General features: G+C 61.8%; 18 protein-coding genes. All 18 read left to right on the forward strand.

Features of this window, described 5'->3' with window-relative positions:
* The first annotated feature begins 43 nt into the window (after nucleotides 1–43).
* The 18 genes from GEV02_RS12710 to GEV02_RS12800 all read left to right on the forward strand — a co-directional run bounded on the left by GEV02_RS12710 (nucleotide 44) and on the right by GEV02_RS12800 (nucleotide 13,842).
* On the forward strand, nucleotides 44–667 hold the full coding sequence (locus GEV02_RS12710; RefSeq protein ID WP_152838315.1) for a hypothetical protein: 624 nt from the start codon (nucleotides 44–46) through the stop codon (nucleotides 665–667).
* A complete protein-coding gene (locus GEV02_RS33675; RefSeq protein ID WP_152838316.1) occupies nucleotides 664–1,731 on the forward strand; it encodes a tyrosine-type recombinase/integrase in 1,068 nt (355 codons plus the stop codon). The genes GEV02_RS12710 and GEV02_RS33675 overlap by 4 nt, the downstream gene beginning before the upstream one ends.
* 59 nt (nucleotides 1,732–1,790) lie before the next feature.
* Nucleotides 1,791–2,225, forward strand: coding sequence for a hypothetical protein (locus GEV02_RS12720; RefSeq protein ID WP_152838317.1), 435 nt, complete (start codon nucleotides 1,791–1,793; stop codon nucleotides 2,223–2,225).
* A 269-nt stretch (nucleotides 2,226–2,494) separates the two neighbouring features.
* Complete coding sequence (locus GEV02_RS12730) at nucleotides 2,495–2,683, forward strand: hypothetical protein (protein WP_152838319.1); 189 nt, start codon at nucleotides 2,495–2,497, stop codon at nucleotides 2,681–2,683.
* Between the two features lie 138 nt (nucleotides 2,684–2,821).
* Nucleotides 2,822–3,211, forward strand: a complete 390-nt coding sequence (locus GEV02_RS12735; RefSeq protein ID WP_152838320.1) for an HNH endonuclease signature motif containing protein — start codon at nucleotides 2,822–2,824, stop codon at nucleotides 3,209–3,211.
* Between the two features lie 177 nt (nucleotides 3,212–3,388).
* Nucleotides 3,389–3,838 (forward strand): terminase small subunit, encoded by a 450-nt coding sequence (locus GEV02_RS12740; protein ID WP_152838321.1) that lies wholly within the window; start codon nucleotides 3,389–3,391, stop codon nucleotides 3,836–3,838.
* 10 nt (nucleotides 3,839–3,848) lie between these two features.
* The gene (locus GEV02_RS12745) at nucleotides 3,849–5,528 is read left to right on the forward strand and encodes a terminase large subunit (protein WP_152838322.1); all 1,680 of its coding nucleotides are present in this window, start codon (nucleotides 3,849–3,851) and stop codon (nucleotides 5,526–5,528) included.
* Nucleotides 5,528–6,799, forward strand: a complete 1,272-nt coding sequence (locus GEV02_RS12750; protein WP_152838323.1) for a phage portal protein — start codon at nucleotides 5,528–5,530, stop codon at nucleotides 6,797–6,799. The genes GEV02_RS12745 and GEV02_RS12750 overlap by 1 nt, the downstream gene beginning before the upstream one ends.
* The gene (locus tag GEV02_RS12755) at nucleotides 6,771–7,463 is read left to right on the forward strand and encodes a head maturation protease, ClpP-related (protein ID WP_152838324.1); all 693 of its coding nucleotides are present in this window, start codon (nucleotides 6,771–6,773) and stop codon (nucleotides 7,461–7,463) included. Before GEV02_RS12750 ends, GEV02_RS12755 begins: the two co-directional genes overlap by 29 nt.
* 68 nt (nucleotides 7,464–7,531) lie before the next feature.
* The gene (locus GEV02_RS12760; protein ID WP_152838325.1) at nucleotides 7,532–8,749 is read left to right on the forward strand and encodes a phage major capsid protein; all 1,218 of its coding nucleotides are present in this window, start codon (nucleotides 7,532–7,534) and stop codon (nucleotides 8,747–8,749) included.
* A 51-nt stretch (nucleotides 8,750–8,800) separates the two neighbouring features.
* Nucleotides 8,801–8,998 carry a hypothetical protein gene (locus GEV02_RS12765; protein WP_152838326.1) on the forward strand — a complete coding sequence of 66 codons (198 nt, stop codon included), beginning with the start codon at nucleotides 8,801–8,803 and terminating at the stop codon, nucleotides 8,996–8,998.
* A 2-nt stretch (nucleotides 8,999–9,000) separates the two neighbouring features.
* On the forward strand, nucleotides 9,001–11,046 hold the full coding sequence (locus tag GEV02_RS12770) for a hypothetical protein (protein ID WP_152838327.1): 2,046 nt from the start codon (nucleotides 9,001–9,003) through the stop codon (nucleotides 11,044–11,046).
* A gap of 62 nt (nucleotides 11,047–11,108) precedes the next feature.
* Nucleotides 11,109–11,297, forward strand: coding sequence for a hypothetical protein (locus tag GEV02_RS12775; protein ID WP_152838328.1), 189 nt, complete (start codon nucleotides 11,109–11,111; stop codon nucleotides 11,295–11,297).
* A 73-nt stretch (nucleotides 11,298–11,370) separates the two neighbouring features.
* Complete coding sequence (locus GEV02_RS12780) at nucleotides 11,371–11,976, forward strand: head-tail connector protein (RefSeq protein WP_152838329.1); 606 nt, start codon at nucleotides 11,371–11,373, stop codon at nucleotides 11,974–11,976.
* Entirely contained in the window at nucleotides 11,973–12,308 is a 336-nt protein-coding gene (locus tag GEV02_RS12785; RefSeq protein WP_152838330.1) for a phage head closure protein, read from the forward strand. Before GEV02_RS12780 ends, GEV02_RS12785 begins: the two co-directional genes overlap by 4 nt.
* The gene (locus tag GEV02_RS12790; RefSeq protein WP_152838331.1) at nucleotides 12,287–12,766 is read left to right on the forward strand and encodes an HK97-gp10 family putative phage morphogenesis protein; all 480 of its coding nucleotides are present in this window, start codon (nucleotides 12,287–12,289) and stop codon (nucleotides 12,764–12,766) included. Before GEV02_RS12785 ends, GEV02_RS12790 begins: the two co-directional genes overlap by 22 nt.
* Nucleotides 12,763–13,113, forward strand: a complete 351-nt coding sequence (locus GEV02_RS12795) for a DUF3168 domain-containing protein (protein ID WP_152838332.1) — start codon at nucleotides 12,763–12,765, stop codon at nucleotides 13,111–13,113. Before GEV02_RS12790 ends, GEV02_RS12795 begins: the two co-directional genes overlap by 4 nt.
* Before the next feature lie 81 nt (nucleotides 13,114–13,194).
* Entirely contained in the window at nucleotides 13,195–13,842 is a 648-nt protein-coding gene (locus tag GEV02_RS12800) for a phage tail tube protein (protein WP_152838333.1), read from the forward strand.
* Nucleotides 13,843–13,846: the final 4 nt, after the last annotated feature.

Genomic DNA, 13,846 nt, shown 5'->3' on the forward strand with positions numbered 1-13,846 from the left:
CGCTCCGTTGCCTGAAAGCTGGGTCGAGCAGCTATTCCAGAAAATGCTGCTCGACTATGGCAAGAAGTTCACGGACATGTGGGGCAGCGCCGACATGGACGTGATGATAACGCACTGGTCGCGAGAGCTGGGCGCCTACAGCGATGTCGAACTCCAGCGCGGCTGGCAGGCGATGGAGCGCATGAACTGGCCGCCGTCGTTGCCGGAATTTAAGGCACTGTGCCGGCCACCGGTCGATCCGATGGTGGCGTTCCACGAAGCACAGGCCGGCATGCTGGCGCGCGTCGCTGGGCGCATGGGTGAGTGGTCGCACCCGGCGGTATTTTGGGCTGCGCAGCAGCTGGGCGCCGTCGTAACCGATCAGCTGTACTCGACCGTGCGCCCGCGTTGGGAAAGGGCACTCGCCGATAGCATGGCAAAAGGCGAGTGGGCGGCGATTCCCGTTCCCATGGTGGCGCTGCCAGCGCCTGGTCGCACGAGGTTGGCGGATAGCGTGGCAAAGCAGCGCTTGGCCGAACTGAAGGCTTCCGGCGTCCTGAAGCGTGAGCCATCGCCGGACACCCGCTTGGACTGGGCGCGCAAGATCGTCGCCGCTGAGGCGAATGGCGACCGGACGGTTGAACTGTATTCGCTGAAGCTGGCCCAGGCGGCTCTGGAGCGCGGGTGAGTGCTGAGGTCTTCAAGGTGGGCGCGGTCTGGCACTACCGGTTCCAGGTGAAACCATTTCCTCGCGTGCAGCGCAGTACTCGTCTGCGCGACCGCACCGCAGCCGGGCGCGTGGCTGATAAGGCCTATGCGGCGACCGTCGTCCGCGCGAATGGCGGTGACCCGGTGCCGACGCTGAACCAGCTTCTGGTCGACTGGCTGGACGTGCGGGGGCGGCACTCCAGCGCGCACCACATCCGCAGCGTGGAGACGTTCGGGCGTCTGCACACCTACGGTATGGACGAGCTGCTGATCAGTCAGCTCGACACCGACGCGGTCGAGCGCGCGCGCAGCAAACACCTGGCCACGCACAGCCACGCTTCAGCCAACCACTGGCTGCGTGTGCTCAAGCTGCTGGTGCGCTGGGCGGTGCGCCGCGAGATCCTGCCGCGCCTGCCATGGTCGGTGACGATGCTGCCGGTGCAAAAGCGCGTGCGTGCCATTCTGCCATTGTCTGCCGCCATGGCGTGGTTCGCCGCAGTAGATCGCGCCTCGACCCGATCCCCGAGCATTGGTGTGGCAGCACGCCTGATGCTGTGGCTTGGCCTGCGCGAATCGGAAGTGATCACGGCGCGCTGGGAATGGATCGACTGGGAGCGCGGCACGTACACGCCTGGCAAGACGAAGGGCAAGGAGGCCGACGCGCTGAAGATGATGCCTTGGCTGGTCAACTACCTGACACCGCTCCGTCAGTCGGAAGGCTTGATCGTGTGCCGGGCAGATGGGAGCCCCTACGGCGCCGGCCTGGCGCGCCGTGCCATTCGGGTAGCCAACGCGACATGCTCGACCAAGGGCATTACCCCGCACCGCCTGCGCGGCACCATCGCCACGGTGATGAGCGAGAACGGCGCCCCCATCCAGAGCATCCAGGCCTACCTGCGCCACAAGGACGTTCGCACGACCATGGCCTACCTCGAAAAGAACACAGACCTGATCGACACCGCACAAGCAAAAATAGCCGAAAAAGCGGGTTTAACATGGCGAGAAAGTGGCGAACGACCTGAAGGCGAGCCTTATAGAACCTGAATGTGCAGATTATTGAGGATCATCAGAAACAACCCAGCCCGCCGGCGCCAAAAAGCTGGATGAAACAACCGCAAGACCGTCAAAACGAGAGGAATACCATGCTGCTGCGCGTGAAAAAACAAGATGTCCAGTCCGATTCGTGGGTGCGCCCCGATCCGCTCGACTACTGCCTGGCCGTCTGGAAGGAGTGGATGGCCAGCACCGGCCAGCGCAACCTGGGCGCCCGCATCATGGGTGGCTTGGTTGGTGAGACCGACGGCCACGGCCAAGACCTGCACGAGGCTCAGCATAGCCATGACATGCAGGTTGCGGCCGCGACCGACGCGATGATCGACAGCCTTGACCGCATCCATGTGTGGGCTATCTACGCCAGCTGCCGTATCGCCACCGCCTGGCGATTCCCCAACGCCGACCTGCTGACGACAGCCGCCGCCGCCCGCGCCGAACTGATCGTCAAGTTGAAAAAAAATGAGTGCACTCGGAATCTTTTCTGATATAGTGCACGCACACGGGGATTCGTTCGCCCCGAGAAAAGTAAGCCCGCCACCGCAAGGTCGTGGGCTTTTTGCATTGGCGCACTCATTTCGTGAGGCCGGCATGACGCAGACGACGCACCCATCAAAAGAAATGGTCCGCAGCTACTTGGACCACAGGATGCATCAGCGCGTGGAGCCACCTCCGGCCATGGAGGAGATCCGTCGGCAATTGGGGTGGCACTTGCTGCCAGAGCCAAAGCGACCAGACTACTGCGCCGAGGAATGTGATGCAAATGATCCACCGGCGTGACCTGATCCTGCGTGCAATCCGCAACGGTGATAGGCGCCGCCTCGACCAGATCGCCGAGCGACTGGCAGATGCTGAGCGCGCACTACAGATACTGCATGCCAAGGGCTACGGCGCCACCGGAATGACAGCTAGCGCGACTGCCGCGCAGGTGCCGGAGCGAAGGTGAAGAAATGAAACTGATATTGAAGATCGGCGCTGGCACACTGGTGATGCTGGGCAGTTGGTCAGCTTCAATCGCGTTGCCTCACGCTGCTTGGTGCCTCGGGGCGATGGCCGCTACGTTGTACGCAGTCATCACTAGCGAATGAGTCGACTGCAGACGCTTAAGCCGCGACTCGGCACTACGCCAAGCAGGCTATCCATTATCCAGCCTGGCAGCTGGCGCACCGACAAACAGAGCAGCACTGCGCGCGGCTACAGCTACAAGTGGCAGCAGGCCCGCGCCGGCTATCTGGCGCTACATCCCTTTTGCGCTTACTGCTTGCGTGAGGTCGGCATCTGCTACGACCAAGAGGCTGTGGCAATTGGCTTGCAGTGCACCAAGGCCGGCATCGGCCTACCGTACGCGCAGCTGGTCGATCACGTGATTCCGCATCGCGGCGATATGAAGCTGTTCTGGGACTCGACTAACTGGCAGTCGCTGTGCTCAACGCACCACAGCCGCGACAAGCAGCGCGAAGAAGCTGGAGGCTGATCGGTGGCCGTGAGGTGCGATCGACGCGCCATGGGGCTGTGCCGATGCGGCAGCGGCATCAACGAACGGGCCGCGAGGCCAAGAGGGGAGGGGGTGGTCGAAAGTCTGGCCGCCCGATCCGTCTAGACCGCATGGTATCCCACGCGCAGAAAATTTCTCCCCTGGAGGGTAGGGTTAATGGAATTAACAGGCAAGCGGAGGGCCTTCGCGGACGCCCGGCTTGCCGGAAAGTCCAACAAGGATGCGGCGATTGCGGCCGGCTACAGCGCCAAGACTGCCGGACCGGCGGGCTCCCGGCTGGCGAAGGATCCGGCCATCGCGGCTTTCATCGCGAAGTACCAGAAACCGGGTGAGAAGGCTCCACCACCACCGCCAGCGCCGACGGCGCCGTCGTTCGACGTCCAGGCTGCGATCATGCACTCGGACCCGAAGAACTTCCTATTGGTGGCGATGAATGATCCGGCCGCGCCGGCCAAACTGCGCGTCGAGGCAGCCAAGGCGCTGATGCCATTCATGCACAAAAAGCCCGGCGAGACCGGCAAGAAAGAGCAGCGCGATGTCGACGCCAAGAAAGTTGCTGGCCGGTTCGCATCGGCGGCGCCGCCGCAGCTCAAAGCCGTAAAGTAGGGACAGAAAAATGGAGTGGTCAACAGCCTGCGTCGACTGGGCCGACAGGCTTGTGGCAGGCGCGTCGATTATCCCGCCGCCGATCTTTCCGCCCCAGGCCGAGCAGGCACTGGCGATCTTCAAGGAACTTCGAGTGGTCGATCTGCCCGGCAAGCCGACTTTCGGCGAGTGTAGCGAGCAGTGGGTGTTCGACTTCGTAGCCGTCATCTTTGGCGCCTATGACGCGGACACTGGTCAGCAACTGATCCGCGAGTATTTCCTGTTGATCAGCAAGAAGAATACGAAATCGACGATCGCCGCCGGCATCATGTTGACGGCGCTGATCCTTTGTTGGCGGGAGGAGGAGGAGCACCTCATCCTAGCGCCGACGAAGGAGGTCGCGGACAACAGCTTCAAGCCGGCCGCCGGCATGATCCGCGCCGACGATGAGCTGTCGGCCCTGTTTCATATTCAAGAGCATGTACGCACGATCACGCATCGCGTCAACCGGGCATCGCTCAAGGTCGTGGCGGCCGACACCGACACGGTGTCGGGCAAGAAGTCGGGCCGCATCCTGATCGATGAACACTGGCTGTTCGGTAAGCGTGCCAACGCCGACGCGATGTTCATGGAAGCCACTGGCGGCCAAGTGTCGCGGGACGAGGGGTGGGTCATTTACCTGACCACCCAGAGTCAGGAGCCACCGGCCGGAGTATTCAAGGAAAAGTTGCAGTACTACCGCGACGTTCGGGACGGCAAGATAGTCGACCGCAAGTCGCTGGGCGTGATCTATGAATTTCCGGACGAGATGGTCAAGGCCAAGGGCTACCTTGATCCCGCCAACTTCTACATCACGAATCCGAACATCGGTCGTTCCGTCAGCGCGGTATGGCTGGAGGATCAACTGCGCAAGCAGCTGCACAAGACGGACGGATCGCTGCAGACGTTCCTGGCGAAGCACCTGAACGTCGAGATCGGTCTGAACCTGCGCACCGACCGGTGGCCGGGTGCCGATTTCTGGGAGGCGCAGGGCATCGAGGCGCTGACGCTGGACCAGTTGTTGCGTCGGAGCGAAGTTGCGGTGGTCGGCATCGACGGCGGCGGCCTGGACGACTTGCTTGGCCTGGCGGTGATCGGGCGCGAGCGAAAGACGCGCCGCTGGCTGCTTTGGATACACGCCTGGGCGCACAAAATCGTGCTGGAGCGTCGGATGGAGATCGCGCCGGCACTGCGGGACTTCGCCGCCGATGGCGACCTGACCATTGTGGAGCAGCCCGGACAGGACGTCATCGAGGTGGCGGACATCATCTGCCGCGTGCGTGACGCGCGCCTACTGCCGGACGAGAAATCGATCGGTGTGGATCCGGCCGGCATCGGCGATGTGGTCGACGAGCTGACCGACCCAGACGTCTCGCGTGGCTTCACGATGGAGCAGATCATTGGGGTATCCCAGGGATGGCGGTTGAGCGGCGCCATCAAGACAACCGAGCGCAAGATCGCCGGAAAGGAAATGGTCCACGGTGGTTCCCGATTGATGGCTTGGTGCGTCGGCAACGCGAAGGTCGTCCCGTCCGGCAACGCCACGCTGATCACCAAACAGATCTCCGGCACCGCGAAGATCGACCCGCTGATGGCCGTGTTCAACGCGGTGTCGCTGATGTCGCTCAATCCCGAAAGTAACGCAATCGACCAAGGCTTCGTCTCCCTCTGATGATCAATCCATTAAAACTGCTGGCCACCTTGCTCGGGGGCGGCCAAGTCGCACCCGTCGAGAACAGCACGACGGTGATCTCGTCCAGTGATCCGCAGGTCATCGCACACCTGGGCGGCTCCAGCGCTTCGTCCGGCTACGCCGTCACGCCGGATAGCGCGATGCGCGTGTCGGCGGTCTACGCATCCGTGCGGCTGCTGGCCGGTGCGCTGGCGTCGATCCCGGTCGCGCTATACCGAGAAAAGGACGGTGTGCGCGAATCCATCAGTCCGGAACTGTGGTGGCTGTTGAACGAGGAGCCGGCGCCAAGCTGGACAGCGGCCTCGATGTGGGAATGGGTGATGTTGTCGATCTGCCTGCGCGGCGACGGCTATGTCGAGATCCGACGCGCCGGCCCGGCCGTGAAGACGCTGCGTCCGCTACATCCGGACCGGGTGGCCGCGCGCAAGGTGGGCGACTACCTGCTGTACACGGTATGCGAAGAAGACGGCACCCTCCGCGCGGTTCACCAGGACGACATGCTGCACTTCGCCGGCTTCGGTTTCAACGGCGTGCGCAGCATGTCGGTGATCCAGTGGGCTGCCTTCCAGTCCATCGGTGTCGCGCTGGCCGCCGACACGTTTGCAGGCAGCTTCTTTGCCAACGGGGCCGCGCCTAAGCACGTTATCAAGACCGCCGGCCGCATGGATGAGGAGCAGGTGGAACTGCTGCGCGGCGAGTACAAGAAAAAATACGCCGGCGCAAACAACGCCGGCACGCCGATGGTGCTGACGCAGGGCCTCGACCTGAAGGAAATGAGCATGACCGCCGACGACGCGCAGCTGCTGGAGACGCGCAAGTGGCAGGTGATCGACATCGCTCGCGCATTCGGAGTGCCGCCGCACCTGATCGGCGCCCAGGAAACGACCAGCTCCTGGGGTACCGGCGTGGAACAGACCACGCTCGGCTTCATCAAGTTCGCGTTGCAGCCGCACATCAACCGCGTCCGGCAGGAGCTGAACCGCAAGCTGTTCCGCCGCGCTTCGCCGTTCGCTGAACACAAGATGGAGGCGCTGCTGTCGGGCGACTTGAAAGCCGAGGGCGAGTACATGCGGCAGTCGGTCGGTGGATCACAAGGCCCGGGCTGGATGACGATCAACGAGATCAGGAAAATCAAGAACTTGCCGCCCGTTGAAGGCGGCACCGCGCTCTATCGCCCCGAAAAGCTGGCTCAACCCGCCAATTCCCCCAATAAGGACACCAATGAAGAAAATAGCCCAGCTGCTGCGTAACGGCGCAGGCGCCGTGCCGGCGAAGATCGTCGCCGAGGGCGAGCCGGAGGTGCTTTACCTGTACGACATCATCGACCCGTATTGGGGTGTCGGCGCGGCGCAGTTCAACAAGGCGCTGGCGGGCATGAGTGGCAAGAAGGTCACGCTGCGCGTCAATTCGCCCGGAGGCGACGTGTTCGATGGCCGCGCCATGGCTGCCGCCATCGCTCAGCACGGGGACGTGCACGCCGTCATCGAAGGCCTGGCTGCCAGCGCAGCCACCTACGTGACGGCCGCCTGCGCCTCGGTATCGATCGCCGCTGGCAGCTTCTACATGATCCACAACGCCTGGACGATGGCCTACGGGAACAAGGACGACTTGGTGAAGACGGCCGAGCTGCTGGGAAAAATCGACGAATCCATCATCGACGACTACGTCAAGAAGACAGGCAAGGCGCGCGACGAAATCATCGCCTGGATGAATGCCGAAACCTGGTTCACAGCGGACGAGGCCGTGGCCAACGGCTTCGCCGACAAGGTCAGCGACTCGGCCAAGGTTGAGAACAATTGGGATCTGAGCGCGTACAACAACGCGCCGAAGCCACCGCCCCGCGACGACGCGGCGGACTGGGAAGCGGTCCGCCAGCGCAACGCCAATCGCCTGCGCCTCCACGAAATCGGATAACGCACTCGCGCAATCCACCTCCAGCCGCCCCGAGCGGCTTTTTTTACGCCCGTAGAAAGGGAAACGCAATGAAATCGATTCAAGCACTGCGCGAGGAACGTCAGCTACTCGCCAAGGAAGCCCGCAACCAGATGGAGCAGAAGGGCGACCGCGCCTGGACCAAGGACGACCAGGCGACCTTCGACGCCCGCGCCGACAAGATCGATGCGCTGGAAACCGAAATCACCGCACTGGAGCGGCTGATGAAAATCGAGATCGAAGACCACAATCGCGACGTCGAGAACTTCCGCCGCAACCCCGGCGCGCTGGCTGAGAACAAACCGCGCGCGCTGTTCGAAAAACTGCTGCGCGAAGGCCCCCAGGCGCTGAGTCGCGACGAAATGGTGGAAATCCGCAACACCATGTCGACGACCACCCCATCCCAGGGCGGCTATACGGTACAGACCGATGTAGCCAAGGAGCTGATCGACGCGCTGAAGGCATACGGGGGCATGCGCGGCGTCGTCTCCAGCATCACCACCTCGCAAGGCAATCCGCTCGGCTATCCGAGTTCGGATGGCACGTCGGAAGAGGGCGAGTGGGTAGCGGAGAATGTTCAGGCGTCGTCCGCCGATCCGTCGTTCGGCACCGTTGGCCTGAACACCTTCAAGGCAAGTTCGAAGATCATCACCATCCCGATCGAGCTGCTGATGGATGCCTCCATCGACGTCATCGCGATGGTCAACAAGCGCATCCGCGATCGCCTGGGCCGCACCATGAACAAGGGCTTCACCACTGGCACCGGCACCGGCCAACCTACGGGCTATGTCACCGCCGCTGGCGTGGGCAAGGTCGGCGCCACCGGTCAGACTGTTACCGTCACGTACGACGACCTGGTCGACCTGCAGGAATCGATCGACCAGGCGTATCAGGACGCCGGTACCTGCCGATTCATGATGCACCAGCAGACCCGTAAGGTGGTCCGCAAAATGAAGGACGGCGCCGGCCGCCCGATCTGGTCGGAGTCCTACGAGGCCGGTATCAAAACCGGAACGCCAGCCCAACTACTGGGCGCCGATGTCACCATCAACAACGACATGGCACAGCCGGCCGCCAACGCGAAGACCATCGGCTTCGGCGACTTCAGTCGCTACATGATCCGCGACGTACTGGACATCATGCTGTATCGCTTCGATGACTCGGCCTTCGCCAGCAAAGGACAGGTTGGCTTCCTGGCGTTCTCGCGCGCTGGTGGAAATCTGCTCGACGCCAACGGCGTCAAGCTGTACCAGCATTCCGCAACCTAAGCCAGTCAAGCAGCGGCGGGGTGTTCCCGCCGCAATTCCATCGGAGAGAACATGAGCAAGAACCAACCTAAGGCTGGTAGCGCAGCCGCGCCTGATGGCGAAGTGAAAGCCCGCGTCTTGATCGACTGCGACCTTGGTAAGTGCAATGAGGTGGTGCTGGTCGACGCGGCGCTTGCCGAGACGATGGGTGACCTGATCGACACCGACCCTGCCGCCGTCGCATACGCCGAATCCATCGCGAAAGAATAATCATGACCATCCGCCTGCTTTGTGCCTACGACAAATATCCGGCAAACGCCATTGTCACGCTGGATGCCGGAACCGAAACGGGCCTCATCACGGCAAATCTCGCCACCGCTACGCTGACCGGTGGCGTCGTCTACTTCGCTCCAGTGCCAGTGATCCGTCAAGCCAAACTTCTGTTTGGCGGCGGCTATGTGACCGTCAAGGCAAATGAGCAGGCGAACGCCCAGTTGCCCGAGGGGCAGGCACTCACTGTCACTGGCGCGGCGAACACCACCGGAGCTGTACAGCGTGTCGATGCATCCGGCGCCGTCCTGCAATCGTGGGTCATTGGCTCCGGTGCGTTGCCGCCTATCGGCCCGTTCGCCGGCTCGCAGCAGTTCCAGGTTTACTGTTCCACAGGTAACATAAGCGCGACAGTGGGAGATGCAGTAGTGGGCACTGCGCTCGCTGCCAATGCCCCAGCAAAAGGCCTGAAAACGGTCTTCTGGGGGGATAGTGCAATGGGCAATAGCGCTTTCCAGACTAGCGTAAGCGCGATTGGTGTGTGCACGCAAACCAACGGACTGGCCACCGCACATATTGTCGCTCATGGATGCTACAAGGGCGAGCCGATCAACATCGTCAACAGCGAGGACACGTATTGGTACGGCAAGCACACGGTGTCTACAGTTATTGACGCGGACAACATCCAATTCGCAGTTGATTCGCGGGCGATTCCGGATCTGTACAACTCGAAGACGGCTGACGGCATTGCAGTTCCTGCCATCATCCTGAGCCATCAGCACGGCAAGAACAACCCGGCGTTGCAATCCATGATGTTGGCCGGGGTAATCCCTACGGACTTCGTCAACTTGGGCGCAAATACGCAGACCGCGCTGTCGATGGCTTGGCACATCGAGCGCGATCTGGCTGACTACCCTGATTATGATCTGTGGGTGTGCGCTACCGTAGGTGCGAATGACGTGCGCGCCAATGGCGGATCCGGCAATCTGAAAAAAGCGCTCGACAACGCCAAGGCCCGCCTGCTCCGCTTGAAGCAGGCGGGTAAGCGGGTGCTGTATCTCGGCTGGCAGCCAAATGACGCACGAGACAGCGGCAAGAGTCCACCGTGCTACCAAGCCGATGGCGTGACGGCATTCCCATCGAACACAGACACTGTGGCCAAATGCACGGCCCGTTTTCATCAGGAGATGGGGGCGTGGTGCGTTGAAAACGGTATCGAGTATTTGCCGCAATATATGGCATTGGTCGACCCCGCAAGCGCTAGTGGCTACGCCGTTACCGGAACAACCGCCAATGATCTGCTGGCCGATGGTGTGCATTTCGGTAAGCGCGCCGCCTATAAATTCGCAAAGCAACTGGGTGCTCCATGGTTTAAATCCATCTTCCCTGGCCGGGCGCTGCCTTTGCCCGCATCACTGATGGACCGGCAGCATGACACAGCAGGGGCCGTCGTCAACCAGGCGTCGAATTACATTATCCGCAATCCACTTTTGTTGACGGTGAGTGGAACTGCGGGGCTGGCAGCCGACTGCGCGATTGGTGTAGCCTTCGGCATGCCAGCGGTCGTGAGTTTTGCGCTGAATCCGCGCACGCTGGCTACTGACGGGGATGCCCTGGGTAATAACCAGCGAGCGGTATTCTCGACAACGGTTACCTCAAAGGATCAAGCCGGCTCCCTGACGTTCACCGTTCCGACGGCTGATATCAAACTCGGCGGGAAGATACGGGCCTGCGCCCACGTGCAGTTCAGCGGCCTCGCCAGTTTCGAAGGCTACCGTATGTATTTGAGTATCGTCACGTCCAACTACGGGACCATTGCAGTATCGGCCACTGTGTCCGAGGGCACTAGCACGGACGTGAACAACTTCGACGACACCGAGGTGATCAGCGAGTATCCGTTCACTCCGTGGGCTTTCATCCCGGCGGACGCAGCTATCACCAGTGCGGCCCTGGTCGTGCAGGGCTATGTGAAAGCGGCGTCAGGCGCCGGCACCGCAGGGTTCATCATCGACGTGGGGCGCCCGGGCGTCGAGAGCCGCGTGGTATGAAGTGCTTTGCACTAGTCTTGTCAGTACTGGTTTCGGTAGCTAACGCCGATCCGCTTACAGACATGTCCATTCAGCGCGACGTTGTCGCCTACCACTTGGCGCAAGGCGAGAGTCGCGCCGAAGTCTGCGCGGTCGTCGGGCGTTGCTTCGACCTGCACTGCATCGACACCGGTACCGAGTTCGTATTGACGCGTGGCCGCGGCGCCGGAATCACCTACCTGGTGACGATTAGCGCAAAGGAAACGCAATGACCCTGATCGTTGAAAACGGCGCCGGCCTGGCGAATTCGGAGATCTGCATCTCGGTGACTGAAAGGAATGCTACATGACCAAGCTCCGCACCGTAGCGCCTACTGTACTAGCTGTGACTCTGGTCGATGCTAAGCTGGCACTGCGCATTGATGGCGATGACATGGACGCACTGGTGACCATATGGACCAAGGGCATCATCGGCGCGCTGGAGCATGAGGTTGGCCAGTGCATGATGGAGCAGACGTGGGAGGTCCGTCTTCCTTGCTTCCCCGGTGTGCCATGCTGGGAGATCGGGAGGGCGGCACCGCGCCAAGTATCCGCTGAGATCAGCTTACCCCATCCAGTACTAAGCGTCACCTCCGTCAGCTACATTGACCAGGACGGCAACACACAGCTGTTGGCGCCATCTGCGTACCGGATCAACCGCACGCGATACACCAGCACGCTGTCGCCAGCACGTCATGCCACCTGGCCAGCGACGGCTGAGGATTGCGCAGCCGTTGTCGTGGTGCTGCAATGCGGCTACGGTGACAGCCCGTCAAAGACACCGGAGGAAGCGCAGCTATACATTTTGGCAAAGCTCGCAGAGCAGTTTGATCCGGCCTCGCGTATGGAGCGCGACACAGTGCAGTCGGCATTCGTCGACGGGCTGCTGGACCGTTGCAGGAGTTACGCATGAGTCTGGCCGCGCTGCTCGACAAACGCATCACGCTGCAGGTTCTGGGGCTGGAGCAGGACGAGGCTGGCCAGCCCGGCGCCGAGGGCTGGAAGAACGTCGTGATCGAAGGTGATGGCAAGGTGTGGGCCGGCATCAGAGACCTGAGCGGCCGTGAGCTGATCGCCGCAGGCGCCGAGGAGAGCGTTGTTCAGACCATCATCACCATCCGCCACCGCGCGGGGATCGCCGCAACGATGCGCGCCTTGCACGGCGCCCACATATACAACATAGAGGCGGTGCTGGGGCAGGATGGCCGTAGGCTGCAGCTGATGTGTTCGAAGGTGCTGGCGTGACGTTCAGGGTTGATACCAGTCCGCTGGCGGAACTGAGCGCAAAGCTGCGCCTGCTGGGGCAGGTGATTAAGGAAGAGGTTGCGCTGGACGGCGCTGCCGCCATGGCGAAGGTCATGTACGACGAGGTGCGGCTGCATGTCAGCGTCTCAGGCAAACCACACAAATTTTACGGCCGCGATTCTGTTCGGACCGGGGTGACATATACCTTTCAGCCGGGGAACCTGCGGGACGCCATCTATCGAGTGTTTTCGCGAGACCAGTCCAGTGATACCAGAAAGACCTATCAAGTGAGCTGGAACCACCGCAAGGCGCCTTACGGATTCATGGTCGAGTACGGGACCGCGCACGCCGCCGCCCAGCCGTTCATGCGCCCATCGCTGGCGCGCATCCCCGACGCCATCGCCGCAGGTAAGGCGCGTATGGGTGTTCGAATCTCCGCTGTCATGGGGGGTATATGAGCCTGGAGGGACTGATCGCCACCGCGTTGCGACCAGTCGCCGGCAGCCGCGTCTATCCGGACTTGGCGCCAGCGGACGCGCAGCGGCCCTACATCACATACCAGGTGGTCGGCGGCAGCGCCGTCAACTATGTCGAGGCCTCCGTGCCGGACATTCAGAACGCCCGCGTGCAGATCAGCGTCTGGGCTGACACCCGCCTGGCCGCTTCCGATGTCGGCAAGCAGGCCGAAGATGCACTCAGGCTGTGCCTTCCGCTGCGAACGACCGTCCTCACTGCAAGACGCTCACTGTACGACCCGACCGAGCAGCTTCGCGGCTGCATGCAGGACTTCGATTTCTGGTACTGAGCAACACAACCTAGCCCTTCATGGGCATTCACCGCAGGCCGCCAAGAGCGGCCTTTTTTACGTCCATCGAAAGGAAACACCATGCCACAAGTCCCTACGGGCAGTACCTTCTTCGTCGCTACGTCCTTCGGATCGGCCCTGACCACCACCAACGTGAGCAATGCCACCGAAGCTGTCGTGACTTCCGCCGCGCACGGCCTCGCCAACGGCGATATCGTCGAAGTCACCAGCGGCTGGGGGCGACTGCAACTGCGTGCATACCGTGTCAAATCGAGCGCCGCCAATACCTTCGTGCTGGAGAACGCTGACACCACCAACCTGTCGTTCTTCCCCGCCGGCGGCGGCGTAGGCTCGGTGCGCAAGGTCAACACCATGCAGCAGATCACGCAGGTGATGAACCCGAGCGCATCCGGCGGCGAGGCGAAAAAGGTTGTGTACAAGTACGTCGAATCTGACGTCGAGTACTCGATCAACGATGGCTTCTCCGCCGTGTCCCGCTCGTTGGAAATTGACGCGGACGCTATCGGCACTCCTGGCTACATCGCACTGAAGACCCTGACCGACGTGCAAAGCAACACCATCCTGAAAACCATGACCAAGTCGGGCAGTTTCACGCTACTGCCTTGCACCGTGGCGATGAACGAGGAAGTCATCTATCAGGACGGCCAGATCAATCGCGTGAAAGTCGACTTCTCCGGCAACAACAAATCCACACGGTACGCATCGTAATCCG

It is taken from the genome of Rugamonas aquatica (assembly GCF_009380215.1).
Classification (GTDB): Bacteria; Pseudomonadota; Gammaproteobacteria; order Burkholderiales; family Burkholderiaceae_D; genus Rugamonas; species Rugamonas aquatica_B.

Coding starts and splice junctions, on each gene's coding strand:
- GEV02_RS12710 (WP_152838315.1), top strand. CDS start 44: ATGCTGCTCGACTATGGCAAGAAGTTCACGGACATGTGGGGCAGCGCC.
- GEV02_RS12720 (WP_152838317.1), top strand. CDS start 1,791: ATGAAACAACCGCAAGACCGTCAAAACGAGAGGAATACCATGCTGCTG.
- GEV02_RS12730 (WP_152838319.1), top strand. CDS start 2,495: ATGCAAATGATCCACCGGCGTGACCTGATCCTGCGTGCAATCCGCAAC.
- GEV02_RS12735 (WP_152838320.1), top strand. CDS start 2,822: ATGAGTCGACTGCAGACGCTTAAGCCGCGACTCGGCACTACGCCAAGC.
- GEV02_RS12740 (WP_152838321.1), top strand. CDS start 3,389: ATGGAATTAACAGGCAAGCGGAGGGCCTTCGCGGACGCCCGGCTTGCC.
- GEV02_RS12745 (WP_152838322.1), top strand. CDS start 3,849: ATGGAGTGGTCAACAGCCTGCGTCGACTGGGCCGACAGGCTTGTGGCA.
- GEV02_RS12750 (WP_152838323.1), top strand. CDS start 5,528: ATGATCAATCCATTAAAACTGCTGGCCACCTTGCTCGGGGGCGGCCAA.
- GEV02_RS12755 (WP_152838324.1), top strand. CDS start 6,771: ATGAAGAAAATAGCCCAGCTGCTGCGTAACGGCGCAGGCGCCGTGCCG.
- GEV02_RS12760 (WP_152838325.1), top strand. CDS start 7,532: ATGAAATCGATTCAAGCACTGCGCGAGGAACGTCAGCTACTCGCCAAG.
- GEV02_RS12765 (WP_152838326.1), top strand. CDS start 8,801: ATGAGCAAGAACCAACCTAAGGCTGGTAGCGCAGCCGCGCCTGATGGC.
- GEV02_RS12770 (WP_152838327.1), top strand. CDS start 9,001: ATGACCATCCGCCTGCTTTGTGCCTACGACAAATATCCGGCAAACGCC.
- GEV02_RS12775 (WP_152838328.1), top strand. CDS start 11,109: ATGTCCATTCAGCGCGACGTTGTCGCCTACCACTTGGCGCAAGGCGAG.
- GEV02_RS12780 (WP_152838329.1), top strand. CDS start 11,371: ATGACCAAGCTCCGCACCGTAGCGCCTACTGTACTAGCTGTGACTCTG.
- GEV02_RS12785 (WP_152838330.1), top strand. CDS start 11,973: ATGAGTCTGGCCGCGCTGCTCGACAAACGCATCACGCTGCAGGTTCTG.
- GEV02_RS12795 (WP_152838332.1), top strand. CDS start 12,763: ATGAGCCTGGAGGGACTGATCGCCACCGCGTTGCGACCAGTCGCCGGC.
- GEV02_RS12800 (WP_152838333.1), top strand. CDS start 13,195: ATGCCACAAGTCCCTACGGGCAGTACCTTCTTCGTCGCTACGTCCTTC.